Raw genomic sequence first — 17520 nt, forward strand, 5'->3', positions numbered from 1 at the left:
CGGGCGAGCGTCGTGGCCAGCGAGCCACCGACCGGTGGCCCTGGATCCCCGGAGTCCCCGCATGCGCACCCGTTCCCGCGTCGCCGGCCTGGCGCTCGCCCTCGCCGCCGGCGCGTCCCTGACCGCCTGCACCTCGTCGGTGGCCGGGCAGGCGACGCTCGCCGCCCCCGCCCCGGGGACCGCCCCCGGCAGCGCGGAGGCCCCGCCCGAGCCGGTCACCGACCCGGACCCCGAGGAGCCGACCCCCGAGGGGCCCGCGGAGGACCCCGCCGGGGGGTCCGTACCGGCCGACCCCGGCGAGGACCTGCCCGTGCCCGGCGCCGGCGTCCCCGGCGACCTGGGCCTGTGCCAGGCGGTGGCCGGGTGGTTCGGCTACGCCGGCCTGGCGCTGATCTCCGTGGACGAGACCGGGTACGTCGACCCGGCCGACGTCGTCCCGCTGCTCGAGGCGCTGCGCGACGCCCCCGCCGACCACCAGGACGCCAGCGCCCCGCTGCTGGCCGCCGCCGACGAGGTGTCCGTGGCCACCGACGTCGCGATCGGCGACATCGAGTCGGGCACCGACGTGTTCGCCGCCTTCGAGGGCCTCACCCAGCCGGTCACCGACTTCGGCGCCGCCTGCACCGCGGCCGGCGTGAGCGTCTGAGCTCGTCCTCCCTCACCGCAGTGCGTCCTCCCTCACCGCCCACCGTGAGGGAGGACGCCGCACGATCAGGTCACCTGATCGTGGCGCGGGCTCAGACCACCCGGCCGCGCAGCACGGTCAGGCGCGGCCGGGCCAGGGTGTCGAGGTCGGCGCGCGGGTCGGTGTCGTAGACGACGACGTCGGCCGGCGCGCCCTCCTCGAGGCCCGGCAGCCCGAGCCAGGCGCGCGCTGCCCACGACGCCGCCCCCAGGGCCGCCTCGGCGGGCAGCCCCGCAGCGCACAGGGCACGGACCTCGTCGGCGATGCGGCCGTGCTCGATGCCACCGCCGGCGTCGGTGCCGGCGAACACCGGCACCCCGGCCTCGTACGCCGCCCGCACGACCGCGCCGGAGGTCGCGTACAGCCGCCGGATGGTGCTCGCGTAGCCGGGGAAGCGCTTCTCCCCCGCCGCGGCGAACTCGGGGAAGTTCTCGACGTTGACCAGCGTGGGGACGACGGCGGTGCCGCGCGCGGCCATCTCGGCGACGAGGTCCTCGGTGAGCCCGGTGCCGTGCTCGATGCAGTCGATGCCGGCGCGGACCAGGTCGGGCAGCGCGTCGGTGCCGAAGGTGTGCGCGGTGACCCGGGCGCCCTCCTCGTGCGCGGCGGCGATCGCCTCGCGGACCGCCTCGGCGGGCCACTCCGGCGCCAGGTCGCCGACCGACCGGTCGATCCAGTCGCCGACGAGCTTCACCCAGCCGTCGCCGCGACGGGCCTGCACCCGCACCTCGGCGGCGAGGTCCTCCGGCTCGAGCTCGACGGCGAGCCCGGGGATGTAGCGGCGGGTGCGGGCGATGTGCCGCCCGGCCCGGACGATCCGCGGCAGGTCGGGCTCGTCGTCGAGCGCCCGGGTGTCGACCGGGGAGCCGCAGTCGCGCAGCGCCAGCACACCCGCGGCACGCTCGGCCAGCGCCTGCTCCCGCAGCCCGGCGAGGTCCTCGACGAGCACCCCGCCGCGGCCGATGCCCACGTGGCAGTGCGCGTCCACCAGGCCCGGCAGCAGCCACCCGCCGCGGGCGACCGTCTCCGCGCCGGGCACCGGCTCGGTGGTGATGCGGCCGTCGCGCACCCACAGGTCGCGGTGCTCGCCCTCGGGGAGGACGACACCGGAGAGGTGCAGCGCGGGCGTGCTCACCGCCCGGGCCGCTCGTCCCCGAACTTGCTGAAGTCGAGCTTGGACAGGTCGGGCAGGGCCTGCCCGGGCGGGAGCGAGGGCATGCCGCCGGGCAGCTGCCCGGGGAACCCGGCGCCGGTCGGCAGCCCCGGGGCGCCCATGGGCCGGCGGGCGGGGGCCTTGCCGCCCTTGCCCTTCTTGCCCTTGCCCTTCTTCGACTGCGCCTGCATCTGGCGGCCGCGGGCCTTCTTCGACATCGGGCCCATGCCGGGCAGGCCCATGCTGCCGGCCATCTGGCCCATCATCTTCTGCGCCTGGGCGAAGCGCTCCAGCAGCTGGTTGACCTCGGTGACCGTGACGCCGGAGCCGTTGGCGATGCGCACCCGCCGCGACGCGTTGATGATCTTCGAGTTGACCCGCTCCTCGGGGGTCATCGAGCGGATGATCGCCGCGGTGCGGTCCAGGTCGCGGTCGTCGACCTGCTTGAGCTGCTCCTTCATCGCACCGGCACCGGGCAGCATGCCGAGCAGGTTGGCGATCGGGCCCATCTTGCGGATGGCCGTCATCTGCTCGAGGAAGTCCTCGAGGGTGAAGCCCTCGCGGCTGACCAGCTTGCCGGCCATCTTCTCGGCCTGGTCGGCGTCGAAGGCCTGCTCGGCCTGCTCGATGAGGGTGAGCACGTCGCCCATCCCGAGGATGCGCGAGGCCATCCGCTCGGGGTGGAAGACGTCGAAGTCGGTGAGCTTCTCGCCGGTGGAGGCGAACATGATCGGCTGCCCGGTCACGTAGCGGACCGAGAGCGCGGCACCACCGCGGGCGTCGCCGTCGAGCTTGGTGAGCACGACACCGGAGAAGCCGACGCCGTCGCGGAAGGCCTCGGCGGTGGTGACGGCGTCCTGGCCGATCATCGCGTCGACGACGAACAGCGTCTCGTCGGGCTGCACGGCGTCGCGGATGCCGGCGGCCTGGGCCATCAGCTCGGCGTCGATGCCCAGCCGGCCGGCGGTGTCGACGACGACGACGTCGTGCAGGGTGCGGCGGGCGTGGTCGATCGAGTCGGCGGCCACCCGGATCGGGTCGCCGACGCCGTTGCCGGGCTCGGGCGCGTAGACGTCGACGCCGGCCTGCTGCGCCACGATCGTGAGCTGGTTGACCGCGTTCGGCCGCTGCAGGTCGGCGGCGACCAGCAGCGGCGCGTGGCCCTGGCCCTTGAGCCAGCGGCCGAGCTTGCCGGCCAGGGTGGTCTTACCCGAGCCCTGCAGACCGGCGAGCATGATGACCGTCGGCGACTGCTTGGCGTGGCGCAGCCGGCGGGTCTCGCCGCCGAGGATCTCGATGAGCTCCTCGTTGACGATCTTGATGACCTGCTGGGCCGGGTTGAGCGCCTGCGAGACCGCGGCGCCGCGCGCCCGCTCCTTGATGGCGGCGATGAACGCCCGCACGACCGGCAGCGCGACGTCGGCCTCGAGCAGCGCGATGCGGATCTCGCGCGCGGTGGCGTCGATGTCGGCGTCGGTCAGCCGGCCCTTGCCCCGCAGGCCGGTGAAGACCTTGTCGAGGCGGTCGGAGAGGGTCTCGAACACAGCACGTCCTCGTCGGGTGTCGCGGGCGCGGGCCCGCCGGTCAGACCGACCGGCGACACGGCACGGACCCGGCCGGGTCCTCGCGCCTCCTGTCCCCAGCGTATCGACCGCGACGCGCCGAGCGGGCCGGCGACAGGGAGCGCCGGGTGGAGTCAGTCCCCGACGGCCCCGCCACCGAGCACCAGCGCCAGGAAGTCCCGGGTGCGCACGTGTGCCTCCAGGGGGTGCCGGAAGTGGCCCTCGGTGGACACCGTGTACCGGTTGCGCCGCCCGACGCGCTCCCGGACGACGTGGCCGGCCTCCTCGAGGTCGGCGACGATCATCTGCACCGCGCGCTCGGTGATGCCGACCCGCTCCGCGACGTCACGGACCCGGGCGTCGGGATCGGCCGCCAGGCTGACCAGGACGTGGCCGTGGTTCGACAGGAACGTCCACCCGGGTGCGGAGCCGGCCACGGGCAGCACCGTACTCGTCACGGCCTGGCGCGACCCTCGTCACAGAACTCCATTTCCTGTATCGTGTTTCGTGCGAGGGGAGTACCCGACCGCATCCGCGAAGCCGCCGCCCGTCAGTCCCGGCCCCGGCCCGGGCGCGGCCGGTCCTCCGGGACCGGGGGAGACCTCGCCGCCCCGGAGGAGGTCCCGTGGCCGCTCTCGCCCCACCCGTCCCCCCGGCGCCGGTAGCCGCGCCGCTCCGCCGCCCGGCCAAGGGACACCCACCCCGTCTGCTGGCCGTCCTCACCGGACAGGAGGGCGCCCTCGCCGTCCTCGACGAGGCCCACGCCCGCGCGAGGGAGACCGGGGCGGAGGTGCACACCGCGCTGCTGCTGCCCCGCACCGCCGTCGCGCTGGATGCCGCCGTGGCCGCCCGGCTCGGCGAGGAGGTCGAGCATGAGGTGGCCGACCTCGTCGCGCTGACCACGCAGCGCGCCGCGGCGGCCGGCCTGCCCGCGCGGATCACCGTGCACCGACTGGGCGGCCTGCGCGGCCGGCGCCGGGAGCGCGTCCTCGACCGCGCCGTCGCCCGCCTCGCCCGACGGCTGGACGCCGTCCCGGTCGGGTGGCCGGTCCCGTGACCGCCACCGTGCCCCGGCGGGTCACCGGCCCCTCCCCCGAGCAGGTCGTCCTGCTGCAGTCGGTGCGCGACGAGCCCTGCGTGTCCCTGCTGGCGACGACCACCCCTGCACCCCGCATGACCGACGCCGACGCGCGGACGCTGCAGCGGCTGGCCGGCGAGGCCGGGGCCCGCCTGGCCCGCGACGGCGCGCCCGCCGAGCTCACCACCGCGCTGGAGGACCTCGTCGCCGCCGCCCGCACCGAGCCGACCGGCGCGGGCATCGCGCTGTACGTCAACCGGGCGCTGCGCCAGGTGGTGCGCCTGCCGGTGCCGGTCCCCGACCGGGTGGTGGTCGACCCCACCTTCGCCACCCGCGACCTGGTGCGGGCGCTGCACCGGATCCCGCGGCACGTGGTGCTGCTGCTCTCGGAGCAGGACGCGCGACTGCTCGAGGGCGGCGCGGGGACGCTGCGCCCGCCGCGGCGCTCGCCGTTCCCGCTGCGGGCCGAGGACGACGCCGGCGACGCGTTCCTGCGCCGCGTCGACCGGGCGCTGGGCACCTTCCTGCGGCTGCACCCCGCCCCGCTGGTGCTGGTGGGCGGGCACCGGGTGGTCGGCCGGTTCCGCCGGCTGTCGCGCAACACCGGCCGGCTGGCGGGCACGGTGACGGGCAACCTCACCCGCGCACCCCTGTCGGTGCTCGTGCCGCGCGTGCGCGAGGTGCTCGACGGTTACCTGCTGTCGCGGCAGGACGAGGCGCTGGCGCACCTGGACCGGCGGCGGTCCCGCTCGGCCGTGGTGGAGGGCATCGACGCCGCCTGGCTGGCCGCCCGGCGGGAACGGCCGGAGATGCTCGCGGTGGAGGAGGGCTTCACCCTCGCCGCCCGGCTCAGCGCGGACGGCGACTTCCTGGTCCCCGCCGACGACGTCGAGCACCCCGACGTGGTCGACGACGTCGTGGACGAGCTGATCGAGACGGTGCTACTGCGCGGCGGGTGGATCGCGTTCGTGGCCGACGGCGCCCTCGCCGACGCCGGCCGGGTCGCCCTCGCCCTCAGGTGAGGTGCTGGAACGGCCACCCTCCAGGGACCCGTGCCGAGCGGAGCGAGGCGTGGGGGGAGGGTGGCCGTTCGTCACGCGGCGCGGCGGACCGCCGCCTCGAGCACCGGCTCGAGCGCGCCGAGGAGGAACCCGGCACCGCACCCGGTGCAGATCCACTCGGGGCACTCGCCGCCCTCGTCGGTGTGCCCGTCGGCGCACGGCGGCTGCTCGAACACCGTGTCCTCCTCGCAGGTGGAGCAGGGCCAGGTCTGCTGGTCGTGCACGTCGACTCCCCCTCGCCGTCGGTGGCGGGACCGTTCCGTCCCGCGACTGAGCCCGACGGTCGCACGGGCCACCGACAGTCCCGCGCACCTCAGCGCGGCGTGTCCGCTCCCCCGCTGTACGCCGGGTCGAGGACCGCGCCCCGCGCCGCGGCGACCAGCGCCGCCTCGACCCGCACCCGCCGGGCGGGGTCGAGGGGCCCCCCGTCGGGGTTGCTCACGTAGAAGTAGTCGGCAGCGTCGGCACCGAGGGTCTCGATGCGGGCGGAGGTGACGTCGAGCCCCTCCGACCCCAGCGCAGCGGTGAGCCGGTAGAGCAGGCCGGCCCGGTCGCCCGCGCGGACCTCCACGATGCTGGTCGCCTCGCCGCTGACCTCCGCGTCGTGCCAGGAGATGCGCGGAGGCGCCGACCGGGCGGCGTCCTGCCGGTAGTCGGCCTCGCGCTGCCGGAGCCGCTCGGCCAGCGGCAGCGTCCCCTCCAGGGCGGCCCGGACGGCGTCGGCCAGGATCGCCGGCTGCGGCGCGCGCCCGAACCGGGGGCGGACGGCGAACACCGCCGTCGCCCGGCCGTCGGTGACGTCGACCTTCGCGGCGCGGACGTCGAGCTGGTTGAGCGCCAGCACCCCGGCGAGCCGGCTGAACAGGCCCTGCTCGTCGGGCGCCCCGATGGTCACCTGCTGGCCGTCGGCGACGTCCTCGACGCCCACGGTCACCGCGCCGTCGCCGCCGGACTCGGTGACCGTGGGCTCGGTCGGGGCCAGGACGGGGTCGGGATCGGCCACCGGCGCCCCGCCCAGGTGCGCCTGCACGCGGGCGACCAGGTGGGCGACCAGGTGGGCCTTCCACGGCGACCACGCCGAGGAGCTGGTGGCCGCGCCGTCGGCCTGCGCGAGTGCGTGCAGCAGCTGCAGGACCTGCGGGTCGGCGCCGATGGTGGCCGCGACCCGCTCGATCGTCGCGGGGTCGTCGATGTCGCGGCGGGTGGCGGTGTCGGGCAGCAGCAGGTGGTGGCGGACCAGCGTGCCCACGACGGCGACGTCGGCCGGCGCGAAGCCCATGCGGGCGGCGATGCCGCGGGCGACGGGCTCCCCCACGACGCTGTGGTCGCCGGGCCGGCCCTTCCCGATGTCGTGCAGCAGCGCGGCGACCAGCAGCAGGTCGGGCCGGTCGACGTCGTGGGTGAGCTCGGCGGCGGCCGCCGCGGCCTCCACCAGGTGCCGGTCGACGGTGAACCGGTGCCAGGGGTGGCGCTGGGGCAGCGACCGCACCTGCTCCCACTCCGGCAGGAACCGGCCGAGCAGGCCCTCCTGGTCGAGCTGCTCGAGGACCGGGACCGCCGGGCGGCCGGCGGCCAGCAGCCGCAGGAACGACCAGCGCACCTCCGCGGGCCACGGCTCGGGCACCGGCGGGGAGTGCACGGCGAGCACCTTGAGCGTGTAGGGCGAGAGCATCAGGTCCGCCCGGGCGGCGGCGGCCGCCCCGCGCAGGGCCAGGCCCGGGTCGGTGGCCGGGCGGGCGTCACGGGCGAGCACCACCTCGTCGCCCTGCCGCACGACCCCCTCGGCCAGCGGTTCGCGGCGCACCCGGCGGTAGCGGCCACGGGGCCGGCGGACCAGGGCCGCCTCGACCCGCCGCCAGGTGTCGTCCGCGACGAAGGCCAGCCGCCGCCCGGCGAGACTGACCTCGCGCAGCAGCACGTCCTCGTCAGCGGCGCCGTCGGTCCCGAAGCCGAGCGCGGCGGCGACCGGCCGCTGCTCCTGGCGGACCAGCACGTCGGAGGGCCGGCCAGTGCGGCGGCGCAGCTCGTCGCGGACGTCGAGCAGCAGGGCGTAGGCCGCCTCCACCTCCGCGGCGGGCTCGTCGCCCAGCTGCGCGGCGGCGACCGCGCGCAGCACCTGGCCCTCGCGCAGCCCGCCGTAGGCCTCCTTGAGGTCGGGCTCGAGCAGGAACGCCAGCTCACCGACCTGCCGCGCCCGCTGGCGGCGCAGGTCGTGCAGCTGTGGCAGCAGCCGGGACGCCGACTGCCGCCAGCTGGCCAGCGTCGCGGTGCGCAGCGCGGCGGCGAGGCCGGCGTCCCCGGCGACCAGGCGGGCGTCGAGCAGGCCGAGGCCGGCCTTGACGTCGGTGGAGGCCACCGCGACCGCCTCGGGCACCGAGCGCACCGAGTGGTCCAGCCGGACGCCCGCGTCCCAGATCGGGTACCAGACGGCGTCGGCGAGGGCGGCCACCTCGGGGCGGCCGTCGTGCACCAGCACCAGGTCGAGGTCGCCGTGCGGCGGGGGCTCCCGCCGGCCCAGGCTGCCCACGGCCACCAGCGCGACGCCGTCGGTGCCGGTGCGCGGCGGTGTCTCTGCCCGCCCACCCGTACCGCGACCCTGCCGCCGCGGCGGCGGGGTCCCGGCGACGGCGGCGGTCAGCAGGCCGCCCAGCCAGGCGTCGAGCTGCTGCACCCGCTCCGCGCGGGTCAGCTCGGGCAGCGACCCGAGGTCGGGCACGGTCCCCCCCTGTCGGTCGGTGGTTCGGGGCCGGGACGGCGTCGGCCGGGGCGGCGGTCCTCCCGCCACCCCGGCCGACGCTGCTCACCCGGGTCCCCCTAGAGCGCGTCCTCGCCGCGCTCGCCGGTGCGGACCCGCACGATCTCGTCGATCGTGGTGACCCACACCTTCCCGTCGCCGATCTGGCCGGTGGAGGCCGACTCGACGACGGCGTCGACCACCCGGGCGGCCTCGATCTCGCCGACGACGACCTCGATGCGCACCTTGGGCACGAAGTCGACCTGGTACTCCGCACCGCGGTAGACCTCGGTGTGGCCTCGCTGGCGGCCGAAGCCCTGGACCTCGCTGACCGTGAGGCCGGTGATCCCGATCAGCTCGAGGGCGTTCTTCACGTCGTCGAGCTTGAACGGCTTGATGATGGCGGTGACGAGCTTCACACCCGGCTCCTGTCGGTGAGGTCGGTACCCCGCGCCTCGGCGCGGGTCTGGCCGGCGGCCGCGAGAGCCGAGCCGCCACCGCCGCCACCCAGGGAGGCCAGGTCGTACCCGGTCTCCGCGTGCACGACGCCGTCGATGCCGGCGACCTCGTCCTCCTCGGTGATGCGGAAGCGCATCAGCTTCGCGATGGCGGTGCCGATGACGAGCGTCAGCACGAACGAGTAGACCAGGACCGCGAGCGCACCCAGCGCCTGCCGCCACAGCTGGTCGACCCCGCCGCCGTAGAACAGCCCGTCGACGCCAGCGGTGGTGGCGCCGGAGGCGAACAGGCCCACCGCCAGGGTGCCCCACAGGCCGCCGACGAGGTGGACACCGACGACGTCGAGCGAGTCGTCGTACCCCAGCCGGTACTTGAGGCCCACGGCGAGGGCGCAGACGACGCCGGCGACCAGGCCGATGGCGATCGCGCCCAGCGGCGTCACCGACGAGCAGGCCGGGGTGATGGCCACCAGGCCGGCGACGACGCCGGAGGCCGCGCCCAGCGAGGTGGCGTGCCCGTCGCGCAGCTTCTCGGTGAGCAGCCAGCCGAGGGTGGCCGCACCGGTGGCCGCGAGCGTGGTCACGAACACCTCGGCCGCCTGGCCGTTGGCGGCCAGGGCCGAGCCGGAGTTGAAGCCGATCCAGCCGAACCACAGGATGCCCGCGCCGATCATCACCAGCGGCAGGTTGTGCGGCCGCATCGGGTCCCGGCCGAAGCCGCGGCGCCGGCCCAGCACCAGCGCCAGCGCCAGCCCGGCGGCACCGGCGTTGATGTGCACCGCGGTCCCGCCGGCGAAGTCGATGGCCAGCAGGTCGTTGGCGATCCAGCCGCCGGTCTCGGACTCGGCGCCGTCGAAGGCGAAGACCCAGTGCGCGACCGGGAAGTAGACCAGCGTCGCCCAGATGCCGGCGAAGACCATCCACGGGCCGAAGCGGGCGCGGTCGGCGATGGCGCCCGAGATCAGCGCCACGGTGAGGATCGCGAAGACGCCCTGGAAGGCGACGAACGCCAGCGAGGGGATGGTGAAGACGAGGTTGTCCGGGGCGAAGGCGCCCTCCAGGCCCGCGGTTCCGATCAGCGAGGACAGGCCGAAGAACTCGGTCGGGTCACCGAGCAGGCCGCCGCCCACGTCGTCGCCGAAGGCGATCGAGTAGCCGTAGAGCACCCACAGCACGCTGATCAGCGCGAGTGCCCCGAAACTCATCATCATCATGTTCAGGACGCTCTTCGCACGGACCATGCCGCCGTAGAAGAGCGCCAGACCGGGGGTCATGAACAGCACCAGTGCGGCGCTGACCAGGACCCAGGCGGTGTCGCCGGTGTCCACGGCAACCTCCTGACGTGTGGTGTGGCCGTGCGACGGGGCAGGCCACAGGACGGACCCGGAGCGCGCTGGAGAGCCCGGGGGGTGCGGCGACCACCGTGCCGGGCCGGTGTTTCCGGAGCCGTCGTCCGGCCGTTTCCGGACGGTGAACTCCGCGCCGCGTGTCCGCCCCCGTGTGTCCGCCGTGTTGCGGCCCGCCCCGGTCCGCCCGCACCGGTCCCGTGCGAGACGGGTGCAGGTGCAACTCGGTTGCAATAAGGTGCCCGGGGGACGGCGTCCGGCCGCCCCGCGCCCAGCCGGTCCCGGGAGGTCCGCGTGCACGTCCCCGACGGGTACCTCGACGCGCCCACGTCACTGGCCACCGGGGCCGTCGCCGTCGGCGCGGTCGCCGTCGCCCTGCGCGGCGCCCGTCGCGAGCTCGACGAGCGCACCGCTCCCCTCGCCGGGCTGACGGCGGCCTTCGTCTTCGCCGTCCAGATGGTCAACTTCCCGGTCGGCGCGGGCACCAGCGGCCACCTGGTCGGCGCCGCGCTGACCGCGGTGCTGGTCGGCCCGTGGACGGCGGTGCTCTGCATGACCGTCGTGCTGCTCGTCCAGGCGCTGCTGTTCGCCGACGGCGGCCTGACCGCGCTGGGCACCAACGTGACCCTGCTGGCGGTCGTGGCCGTCGGCGTCGGCTACGGCGTGTTCCGCCTGCTCCTGCGGCTGCTGCCGCGCACCCGGACCGGCCTGCTCGCCGCCGCGGGCGCGGGCGCCTTCCTGTCGGTGCCGGCCGCGGCGCTGGCGTTCGTCGCGCTGTTCGCCGCGGGCGGGGTCGCCGACGTCTCCCTCGGCCTGGTGCTGGCCGCGATGGGCGGGATCCACCTGCTGATCGGCATCGGGGAGGCGCTGATCACCGTCGCGGTGCTCGGCGCGGTCCTGTCGGTGCGGCCCGACCTCGTGCACGGCGCCGCGCACCTGCGCCGGCCCGCCGACCTCGCCACCCGTCCGGGCCTGCGCGCCGAGGAGGCCCTCCGGTGACCCGCCGCCGCGCGTTCTGGCTCGCCGGCCTGCTGCTGACGCTGCTCGTCGCCGGGGTCCTCAGCTCCTACGCCAGTGCCTCCCCCGACGGCCTGGAGTGGGCCGCCGGCGAGACGGGCTTCGCCGACACCGCCCGCGACAGCGCGGCCGCCGGCTCGCCACTGGCCGACTACGGCGTCGCCGGGGTCGACGACGCCCGCGTCTCGGGCGGGCTGGCCGGCGTCATCGGCGTCGCGGTCACCCTGGCGCTCGCCGGCGGCCTCGCGCTGCTGCTGCGCCGGCGCGGCCGCTCCGTCACCCGGGACTGACCCGTGGGTCCCGGGCACGGCGGCCCGCTGGGCGCGGCCCACGTCGCGCGCGACACCGTCGTCCACCGGCTGCCGGCGCACGTCTCGCTGGTCGCGGTGCTGGGCTTCGCGCTGGTCGTCGTCGCCACCCCGGTGCGGCCGGCCTGGGCCCCGGTCTACGCCGGGTACGCCGTCCTGGTGCTCGCCGCGGCGGCGCTGGCGCGCGTGCCCGCCGCCCGGCTGGCCCGCGGGCTGGCCGTCGAGGTGCCCTTCGTGGTCTTCGCGCTGCTGCTGCCGCTGGTGGCCCGCGGCCCGCGGGTGGAGGTGCTCGGCCTGTCGCTGTCGGAGAGCGGCCTGGTCGCCGCCGGCGGGCTGCTGGCCAAGGCGACGCTGTCGGTGCTCGCCGCCACCGTGCTCGCCGCCACCACTCCCCCGCAGGACCTGGTGCGCGGCCTGCAGCGGCTGCGGCTGCCGGCGGTGCTGGTTCAGATCCTGTCGTTCATGGTCCGCTACGCCGACGTCGTGGCCGGCGAGCTGCGGCGCATGCGGGTGGCCCGCGAGTCCCGGGGCTTCCGCGGCCGGGGGCCGGGTGCGCTGCGGGTCGTCGCCGGCACCGCGGGTGCGCTGTTCGTCCGCTCCTACGAGCGCGGCGAGCGGGTCCACCTGGCGATGCTGGCGCGCGGCGGGGACGGCCGGCTGCCCGCCGGGCCCGCGGTCGCCGTGCCCGCGCGGGTGTGGCTGACCGGGCTGGCGCTGCCCCTGTCCGCCGGGGCCGTGCTGGCGACGGGGATGCTCGGGGCGTGACCGGCCCGCAGCCCTCGCTCCTGGTGGAGGACCTGGCCTTCGCCTACCCCGACGGGCACCAGGCGCTGTTCGGCGTCGACCTGCGCGTCGACCGCGGCGAGCGGGTGGCGCTGCTGGGCCCCAACGGCGCCGGCAAGACGACGCTCGTGCTGCACCTCAACGGCATCCTCGGCGGAGGCCGGGGCCGGGTCAGCGTCGCGGGACTGCCGGTGGAGCGGCGCAGCCTGCGGGAGGTCCGGCGGCGGGTCGGCGTCGTCTTCCAGGACCCCGACGACCAGCTGTTCATGCCCACCGTCGGCGAGGACGTCGCGTTCGGCCCGCGCAACCTGGGCCTGCCCGAGCCGGAGGTGGCCGCCCGGGTCGCCGCGGCGCTGGACCAGGTGGGCATGGCCGGGGTGGCCGACCGCCCGCCGCACCACCTGTCGTTCGGCCAGCGCCGCCGGGTCGCGGTGGCCACGGTGCTGTCGATGCACCCGGAGGTGCTGGTGCTCGACGAGCCGTCGTCCAACCTCGACCCGGCCGGCCGCCGGGAGCTCGCCGAGGTCCTCACGAGCCTGCCGGTGACGATGCTGATGGTCACCCACGACCTGCCCTACGCGCTGCAGCTGTGCCCGCGCTCGGTGGTGCTCGACGGCGGCGTGGTGGTCGCCGACGGACCGACCCGCGAGGTGCTCGCCGACACCGACCTGCTGGCCGCCCACCGGCTGGAGCTGCCCTACGGGTTCGACCCGCGCACCGTGCCCTGACCGGCCGGGACCGTCGGCGCGAGGGGATCGCGCGGTAGCAGCGCGGCGCCCGCGGCGTGGCCGGCGAGGAGCTTGGCGTAGAACACCGGCCCGAACCACGGCGCGGCGGCCGAGGGACCCAGCGCACGGTCGAGCAGCACCCCGCCGGCGGTGGTGGCCAGCCCGAGCGCGCGGCGGGTGCGGCGGTCGCCGGTGGCGGTGAGCAGCGCGGTGGCCGCGAGCAGGTAGCCGTACAGCGCGGCGGCCCACCGCAGCCGGGACCGGCCCGTGCCCGGACCCGCGTCCAGCCACGCCAGCACGGCGGGGTGCAGGTGTCCCGCCGCGAACGCGATGTGCTGCCGCGCCCCCTGGCCCGGGCGGTGGTACCAGCGCGCCGCCGCGGGCGTGTTGTTGCACCAGGCACCGCCCCACAGGTCGAGGGCGAGCAGGCCGAGCACCGCGGGCCCGGCCGGCGGGCGGGTGCGCCGCCGCGTCAGGACCGGCGCCAGCACGGCACCGGCCAGCCCGAGCCCCAGGCTCCCGGCGTTCTCGGCCGTCCCGGCGCCCGGGCCGGCGATCCGGTCCCAGGTGCCGAGCAACCCGTCGCGGACCCCGTCGCCGTCCACCGGGTTCAGTCGGCTGCGCCGACCAGGCCCTCGGCGAACGCCTCGGGCTCGAACGGCGCGAGGTCGTCGGCGCCCTCCCCCAGCCCGATCAGCTTCACCGGGATGCCCAGCTCGCGCTGCACCGAGACGACGATGCCGCCCTTGGCGGTGCCGTCGAGCTTGGTGAGCACCACGCCGGTGACGTCGACGGCGGAGGTGAACACCCGCGCCTGCACGATGCCGTTCTGGCCGGTGGTGGCGTCGAGCACCAGCAGCACCTCGGTGACCGGACTCTGCTTCTCCACGACCCGCTTGATCTTGCCGAGCTCGTCCATGAGGCCGGACTTGGTGTGCAGCCGGCCGGCGGTGTCGACGACGACCGTGTCGACCTCGGCCTCGACGCCGGTGCGCACCGCCTCGAACGCCACCGACGCCGGGTCGGCGCCCTCGCGGCCGCGGACGGTGAGCACGCCGACCCGCTCGCCCCAGGTCTCGAGCTGGTCGGCGGCCGCGGCGCGGAAGGTGTCGGCGGCCCCGAGCACGACGCTGCGGCCGTCGCCGACGAGCACGCGGGCGATCTTGCCGACCGTCGTCGTCTTGCCGGCGCCGTTGACCCCGACGACCAGGACGACGCCGGGCCGTCCCTCGCGCCGGTCGGTGCCCAGCCGGCGGTCCAGGTCGGGCCCGAGCACGGCGGTCAGCTCGCGGACCAGCAGCGCGCGCAGGTCGGCGGGCGACGCGGTGGCGAGCACCATCGACTGGGTGCGCAGCCGGTCGACGATCTGCTGGGTGGCCGCGACGCCGACGTCGGCGGCCAGCAGGGTCTCCTCGACCTCCTCCCAGTCGTCCTCGGTGAGCCGCTCGCGGGCGAGCACGGTGAGCAGGCCGCGGCCCAGGGAGGACTGCGACCTCGCCAGCCGCGAGCGCAGCCGCACCAGCCGGCCGGCCGACGGCGGCGGCGTCTCGAAGACGACGTCCGGCTCGGCGACGGCCGGGGGCAGGTCGACCGGCGGCGGCGCCTCGGGGGTCACCGCATCGGGCTCGGCCGGTGCCAGGCCCTGACCGGAGGCTGTCGCGCCGGCCGGCCGGTCCTCCGGCGGGGCGGGAGGAGTGCTGGGCGGGCGCGGGCGGGTGAGCGTCGTGCCGGCGACGGCGTCGTCGTCGAGCCGGGTGGTGCGCCGGCCGCGGCCGACCAGCAGGCTCACCCCGGCGACCAGGGCCACGAGGACGATCGCGATCGCGATCAGCACGAACTCCATGCCGGTCAGTCTCCCAGCCGCCGCGCAGCCGGGTCTGGGCGGAACCCGGGACCGTGGGCCACGCTGAGCCCATGCCGCCACCCGACCGGGACACCCCCGCCCTGCTGCTCGGACCCCTGCTGCGGCACGTCGACCCGGTGTCGGCCACGGTGTGGGTGGAGACCGACCGCGCCTGCACCGTCGACGTCCTCGGCCGGACCGCGCGGACCTTCCGCGTCGGCGGCCACTGGTACGCGCTGGTCGTCGTCGAGGGCCTCGAGCCCGGCAGCACCACGCCCTACGAGGTGCGGCTCTCCACCGACGGCACCGACGGCGTCCGGGTGTGGCCGGAGTCGAGCTCGCCGTTCCCGCCCAGCCGCATCCGCACCCCCGGCCGGCCCGGTCCCTTCCGGCTGGCGTTCGGCTCCTGCCGGTACGCCGCACCCAGCACCGTCGACGTCGCCGAGGGCATCCCGCCCGACGCCCTGGACGCCTACGCGCAGCGGGTCGCCCGGCTGCCCGAGGACCAGTGGCCCGACGCGCTGGTGCTGCTGGGCGACCAGGTCTACGCCGACGAGCTCACCCCGGCGACCCGATCGTGGCTGCGGGTGCGCCGCGGCGAGGCGGTGCCCGCGGACGCCCAGACCCGCGACCTGGAGGAGTACACCCGGCTCTACGCGGAGTCCTGGACCGACCCGCAGGTGCGCTGGCTGCTGTCGACCATCCCGTCGTCGATGGTGTTCGACGACCACGAGATGATCGACGACTGGAACACCTCGGCGGCCTGGCGACGCCGGGTCACCGCCACCGGCTGGTGGGACGAGCGGATCGCCGGCGGGCTGGCCACCTACTGGGTCTACCAGCACCTGGGCAACCTCTCCCCCGCCGAGCTGGCGGAGAACGCGACCTGGCAGGCGGTGCGCGCGCTGCCCGAGGACGCCGACGCCGGGCCGCTGCTGCGCGAGATGGCCCTCGCCGCCGACCGCGACCCGCGGACGGTGCGCTGGAGCTACGCCCGGCAGTGGGGCGACGCCCGGCTGCTCGTGGTCGACAGCCGGGCCGGCCGGGTGCTCGACGAGCAGGCCCGCCGGATGGTCGACGACGAGGAGTTCGCCTGGATCGAGGACCAGATGCGGCAGGCGGTGCGGGACGGTGTCTCACACCTGCTGGTGGGCACGTCGCTGCCCTGGCTGCTCCCCCACGCCATCGACTCGATCGAACGCGTCGACGAGGCGCTGGCGGTGCGCCACGAGGGCCGGCTGGTCGGGCGGGCCGCCGAGGCGGCGCGGCAGGCCGCCGACCTGGAGCACTGGGCGGCGTTCGGGCACAGCTTCGACCGACTGGCCGCCGCGCTGCTGGCGGTGGCCCGCGGCGAGCACGGCCGGGCGCCGGCGACCGCGGTGGTGCTCTCCGGCGACGTCCACCACGCCTACGCCGCCGAGGTGGTCGAGCCCGGCGGCCTGACCGGCCGGGTGCACCAGCTCACCGTCTCCCCGCTGCACAACCAGGCGCCGCACCCCATCCGGGTGGGCTTCCGCATCGGCTGGAGCCGGTGGGCGCGGCGGTTCACGCAGGCGCTGGCCCGCGCCGCGCGGGTGCGCCCGCCGTCCGTGGAGTGGGCCAAGGCCGCCGGGCCGTTCTTCGGCAACCAGGTCGGCGAGCTCGTGCTCGACGGCCGCTCGGCGCGCTTCGTCCTGCACGTGAGCGACCACCGCGAGAACGGCGAGGAGTGCCTGCAGCAGGTGCTCGACCTGCCGCTGGCCGACCCCGTCCCGGCGGCGGTGGGGGCGCAGGGGGTGACAGGCTGACGGCGTGACCGATCCCCACGAGCAGGAGCACGGCACGAAGCCGGCACCCGGCCCCGACCAGCCCCCGATCCCCGTCCGCCTGGTCACCTTCAACACCCACCACGGTGTCGGCGAGGACCGCCGCCACGACCTGCCCCGGCTGGCCAAGGTGCTCGCCGCGGCCGACGCCGACGTCATCTGCCTGCAGGAGGTCGACCGGCACTTCGGCAAGCGCAGCGAGGACGTCGACCAGGCGCTGCTGCTCTCGCGCGCGCTGGACATGCAGCTGGCCTGGGGCCCGGCCATCGACGAGCCGCGGCCCGGCGACGACGACCGCCGTCAGTACGGCAACGCGCTGCTGTCGCGGCTCCCGATCCTGGTCAGCGACGTCCACCCGCTGCCCGGCACCGGGGAGCCGCGCAGCGCGCTGCGCACGCTCGTCGAGCTCGACGGCGGCGCGCTGTGGGTGACCACCACCCACCTGACCACCCGGTCGGCGGCCGAGCGCGCCGAGCAGGTCGCGGTGCTGCGCGCGCTGCACACCGAGCCGATGGCCACCGGCGTCGTCGTCGGCGACCTCAACGCCGCACCCGACGCCCCGGAGCTGGCGGCCCTGCGCGAGGACCTCTCCGACGCCTGGGAGCTCGCCGCCGATCGCGACGACCAGGCCCGCTGGCGGTTCTGGCAGCGCGACGAGGGCCTGACCCACCCGGCGCGGTCGCCGCACACGCGCATCGACCAGGTGTGGGTGACCCGGGGCATCGCCGTGAAGGGGGCGCGGGTGCTCGACGGCGCGGGGGCGTCGGACCACCTGCCGCTCGTCGTCGACCTGCTGGTCCCCTCCGGCGTCTAGCTGTACTGACCGGAGACATTGGTCGGGGGCGTGCGATCACGGGATCTGATTGACGGATCTTGTGAGGGAGGACCTCCGGGCGTGGAGTGGAGCTGCTGAAGGCGACCACTGCCACGACACCGGAGGTCCTCGTGCTCCACGCTAA

At 76.3% G+C, this 17520-nt stretch carries 18 protein-coding genes; 9 read left to right on the forward strand and 9 right to left on the reverse strand.

Features of this window, described 5'->3' with window-relative positions:
• The first annotated feature begins 61 nt into the window (after positions 1 to 61).
• Positions 62 to 646: a hypothetical protein gene (locus tag ACI78U_RS19410; protein ID WP_456877028.1), complete on the forward strand. Its 585-nt coding sequence runs from the start codon at positions 62 to 64 to the stop codon at positions 644 to 646.
• A gap of 91 nt (positions 647 to 737) precedes the next feature.
• On the opposite strand, the gene ACI78U_RS19415 is transcribed toward ACI78U_RS19410, so the two are convergent.
• The 3 genes from ACI78U_RS19415 to ACI78U_RS19425 all read right to left on the reverse strand — a co-directional run bounded on the left by ACI78U_RS19415 (position 738) and on the right by ACI78U_RS19425 (position 3837).
• Positions 738 to 1820 carry an amidohydrolase family protein gene (locus tag ACI78U_RS19415; RefSeq protein ID WP_456877029.1) on the reverse strand — a complete coding sequence of 361 codons (1083 nt, stop codon included), beginning with the start codon at positions 1818 to 1820 and terminating at the stop codon, positions 738 to 740.
• Complete coding sequence (gene ffh, locus ACI78U_RS19420; protein WP_456877030.1) at positions 1817 to 3382, reverse strand: signal recognition particle protein; 1566 nt, start codon at positions 3380 to 3382, stop codon at positions 1817 to 1819. Before ffh ends, ACI78U_RS19415 begins: the two co-directional genes overlap by 4 nt.
• A 152-nt stretch (positions 3383 to 3534) precedes the next feature.
• Complete coding sequence (locus ACI78U_RS19425) at positions 3535 to 3837, reverse strand: helix-turn-helix transcriptional regulator (protein ID WP_456877031.1); 303 nt, start codon at positions 3835 to 3837, stop codon at positions 3535 to 3537.
• A 188-nt stretch (positions 3838 to 4025) separates the two neighbouring features.
• Between ACI78U_RS19425 and ACI78U_RS19430 the strand changes: the two genes are divergently transcribed.
• Both ACI78U_RS19430 and ACI78U_RS19435 read left to right on the forward strand, forming a co-directional pair.
• The gene (locus ACI78U_RS19430; protein ID WP_456877032.1) at positions 4026 to 4457 is read left to right on the forward strand and encodes a hypothetical protein; all 432 of its coding nucleotides are present in this window, start codon (positions 4026 to 4028) and stop codon (positions 4455 to 4457) included.
• Positions 4454 to 5500, forward strand: a complete 1047-nt coding sequence (locus ACI78U_RS19435; protein ID WP_456877033.1) for a baeRF3 domain-containing protein — start codon at positions 4454 to 4456, stop codon at positions 5498 to 5500. The genes ACI78U_RS19430 and ACI78U_RS19435 overlap by 4 nt, the downstream gene beginning before the upstream one ends.
• Positions 5501 to 5571: 71 nt before the next feature.
• Here ACI78U_RS19435 and ACI78U_RS19440 read toward each other — a convergent pair whose 3' ends face one another.
• From ACI78U_RS19440 to ACI78U_RS19455, 4 genes are all read right to left on the reverse strand, one after another.
• Positions 5572 to 5763, reverse strand: a complete 192-nt coding sequence (locus tag ACI78U_RS19440; RefSeq protein ID WP_456877034.1) for a hypothetical protein — start codon at positions 5761 to 5763, stop codon at positions 5572 to 5574.
• An 89-nt stretch (positions 5764 to 5852) separates the two neighbouring features.
• Entirely contained in the window at positions 5853 to 8255 is a 2403-nt protein-coding gene (locus tag ACI78U_RS19445) for a [protein-PII] uridylyltransferase (protein WP_456877035.1), read from the reverse strand.
• A gap of 98 nt (positions 8256 to 8353) precedes the next feature.
• Entirely contained in the window at positions 8354 to 8692 is a 339-nt protein-coding gene (locus ACI78U_RS19450) for a P-II family nitrogen regulator (RefSeq protein ID WP_073421809.1), read from the reverse strand.
• Complete coding sequence (locus ACI78U_RS19455) at positions 8689 to 10059, reverse strand: ammonium transporter (RefSeq protein ID WP_456877036.1); 1371 nt, start codon at positions 10057 to 10059, stop codon at positions 8689 to 8691. Before ACI78U_RS19455 ends, ACI78U_RS19450 begins: the two co-directional genes overlap by 4 nt.
• 312 nt (positions 10060 to 10371) lie before the next feature.
• Here ACI78U_RS19455 and ACI78U_RS19460 point away from each other — a divergent pair, with 312 nt between their 5' ends.
• From ACI78U_RS19460 to ACI78U_RS19475, 4 genes are read left to right on the forward strand one after another with little or no spacing between them, the layout of a single operon-like run.
• The gene (locus ACI78U_RS19460) at positions 10372 to 11076 is read left to right on the forward strand and encodes an energy-coupling factor ABC transporter permease (protein WP_456877037.1); all 705 of its coding nucleotides are present in this window, start codon (positions 10372 to 10374) and stop codon (positions 11074 to 11076) included.
• On the forward strand, positions 11073 to 11384 hold the full coding sequence (locus tag ACI78U_RS19465; protein ID WP_456877038.1) for a PDGLE domain-containing protein: 312 nt from the start codon (positions 11073 to 11075) through the stop codon (positions 11382 to 11384). Before ACI78U_RS19460 ends, ACI78U_RS19465 begins: the two co-directional genes overlap by 4 nt.
• Positions 11385 to 11387: 3 nt before the next feature.
• Positions 11388 to 12167 (forward strand): cobalt ECF transporter T component CbiQ, encoded by a 780-nt coding sequence (gene cbiQ / locus ACI78U_RS19470; protein ID WP_456877039.1) that lies wholly within the window; start codon positions 11388 to 11390, stop codon positions 12165 to 12167.
• Positions 12164 to 12913 (forward strand): energy-coupling factor ABC transporter ATP-binding protein, encoded by a 750-nt coding sequence (locus ACI78U_RS19475; RefSeq protein ID WP_456877040.1) that lies wholly within the window; start codon positions 12164 to 12166, stop codon positions 12911 to 12913. Before cbiQ ends, ACI78U_RS19475 begins: the two co-directional genes overlap by 4 nt.
• Here ACI78U_RS19475 and ACI78U_RS19480 read toward each other — a convergent pair.
• The gene (locus ACI78U_RS19480; protein WP_456877041.1) at positions 12883 to 13518 is read right to left on the reverse strand and encodes a hypothetical protein; all 636 of its coding nucleotides are present in this window, start codon (positions 13516 to 13518) and stop codon (positions 12883 to 12885) included. The genes ACI78U_RS19475 and ACI78U_RS19480 overlap by 31 nt on opposite strands.
• 5 nt (positions 13519 to 13523) lie before the next feature.
• Positions 13524 to 14756, reverse strand: a complete 1233-nt coding sequence (gene ftsY / locus ACI78U_RS19485; RefSeq protein WP_456877042.1) for a signal recognition particle-docking protein FtsY — start codon at positions 14754 to 14756, stop codon at positions 13524 to 13526.
• Between the two features lie 71 nt (positions 14757 to 14827).
• Between ftsY and ACI78U_RS19490 the strand changes: the two genes are divergently transcribed.
• Both ACI78U_RS19490 and ACI78U_RS19495 read left to right on the forward strand, forming a co-directional pair.
• A complete protein-coding gene (locus ACI78U_RS19490; protein ID WP_456877043.1) occupies positions 14828 to 16543 on the forward strand; it encodes an alkaline phosphatase D family protein in 1716 nt (571 codons plus the stop codon).
• Between the two features lie 4 nt (positions 16544 to 16547).
• Positions 16548 to 17375, forward strand: a complete 828-nt coding sequence (locus tag ACI78U_RS19495) for an endonuclease/exonuclease/phosphatase family protein (RefSeq protein ID WP_456877044.1) — start codon at positions 16548 to 16550, stop codon at positions 17373 to 17375.
• The last annotated feature ends 145 nt before the right edge of the window (positions 17376 to 17520 follow it).

Source organism: Geodermatophilus sp. SYSU D00710, from assembly GCF_054050195.1.

What these genes read in the sequence shown, in the direction of transcription:
- ftsY (WP_456877042.1), bottom strand. Translation starts at nt 14,756, where the DNA reads ATGGAGTTCGTGCTGATCGCGATCGCGATCGTCCTCGTGGCCCTGGTC.
- ACI78U_RS19410 (WP_456877028.1), top strand. Translation starts at nt 62, where the DNA reads ATGCGCACCCGTTCCCGCGTCGCCGGCCTGGCGCTCGCCCTCGCCGCC.
- ACI78U_RS19490 (WP_456877043.1), top strand. Translation starts at nt 14,828, where the DNA reads ATGCCGCCACCCGACCGGGACACCCCCGCCCTGCTGCTCGGACCCCTG.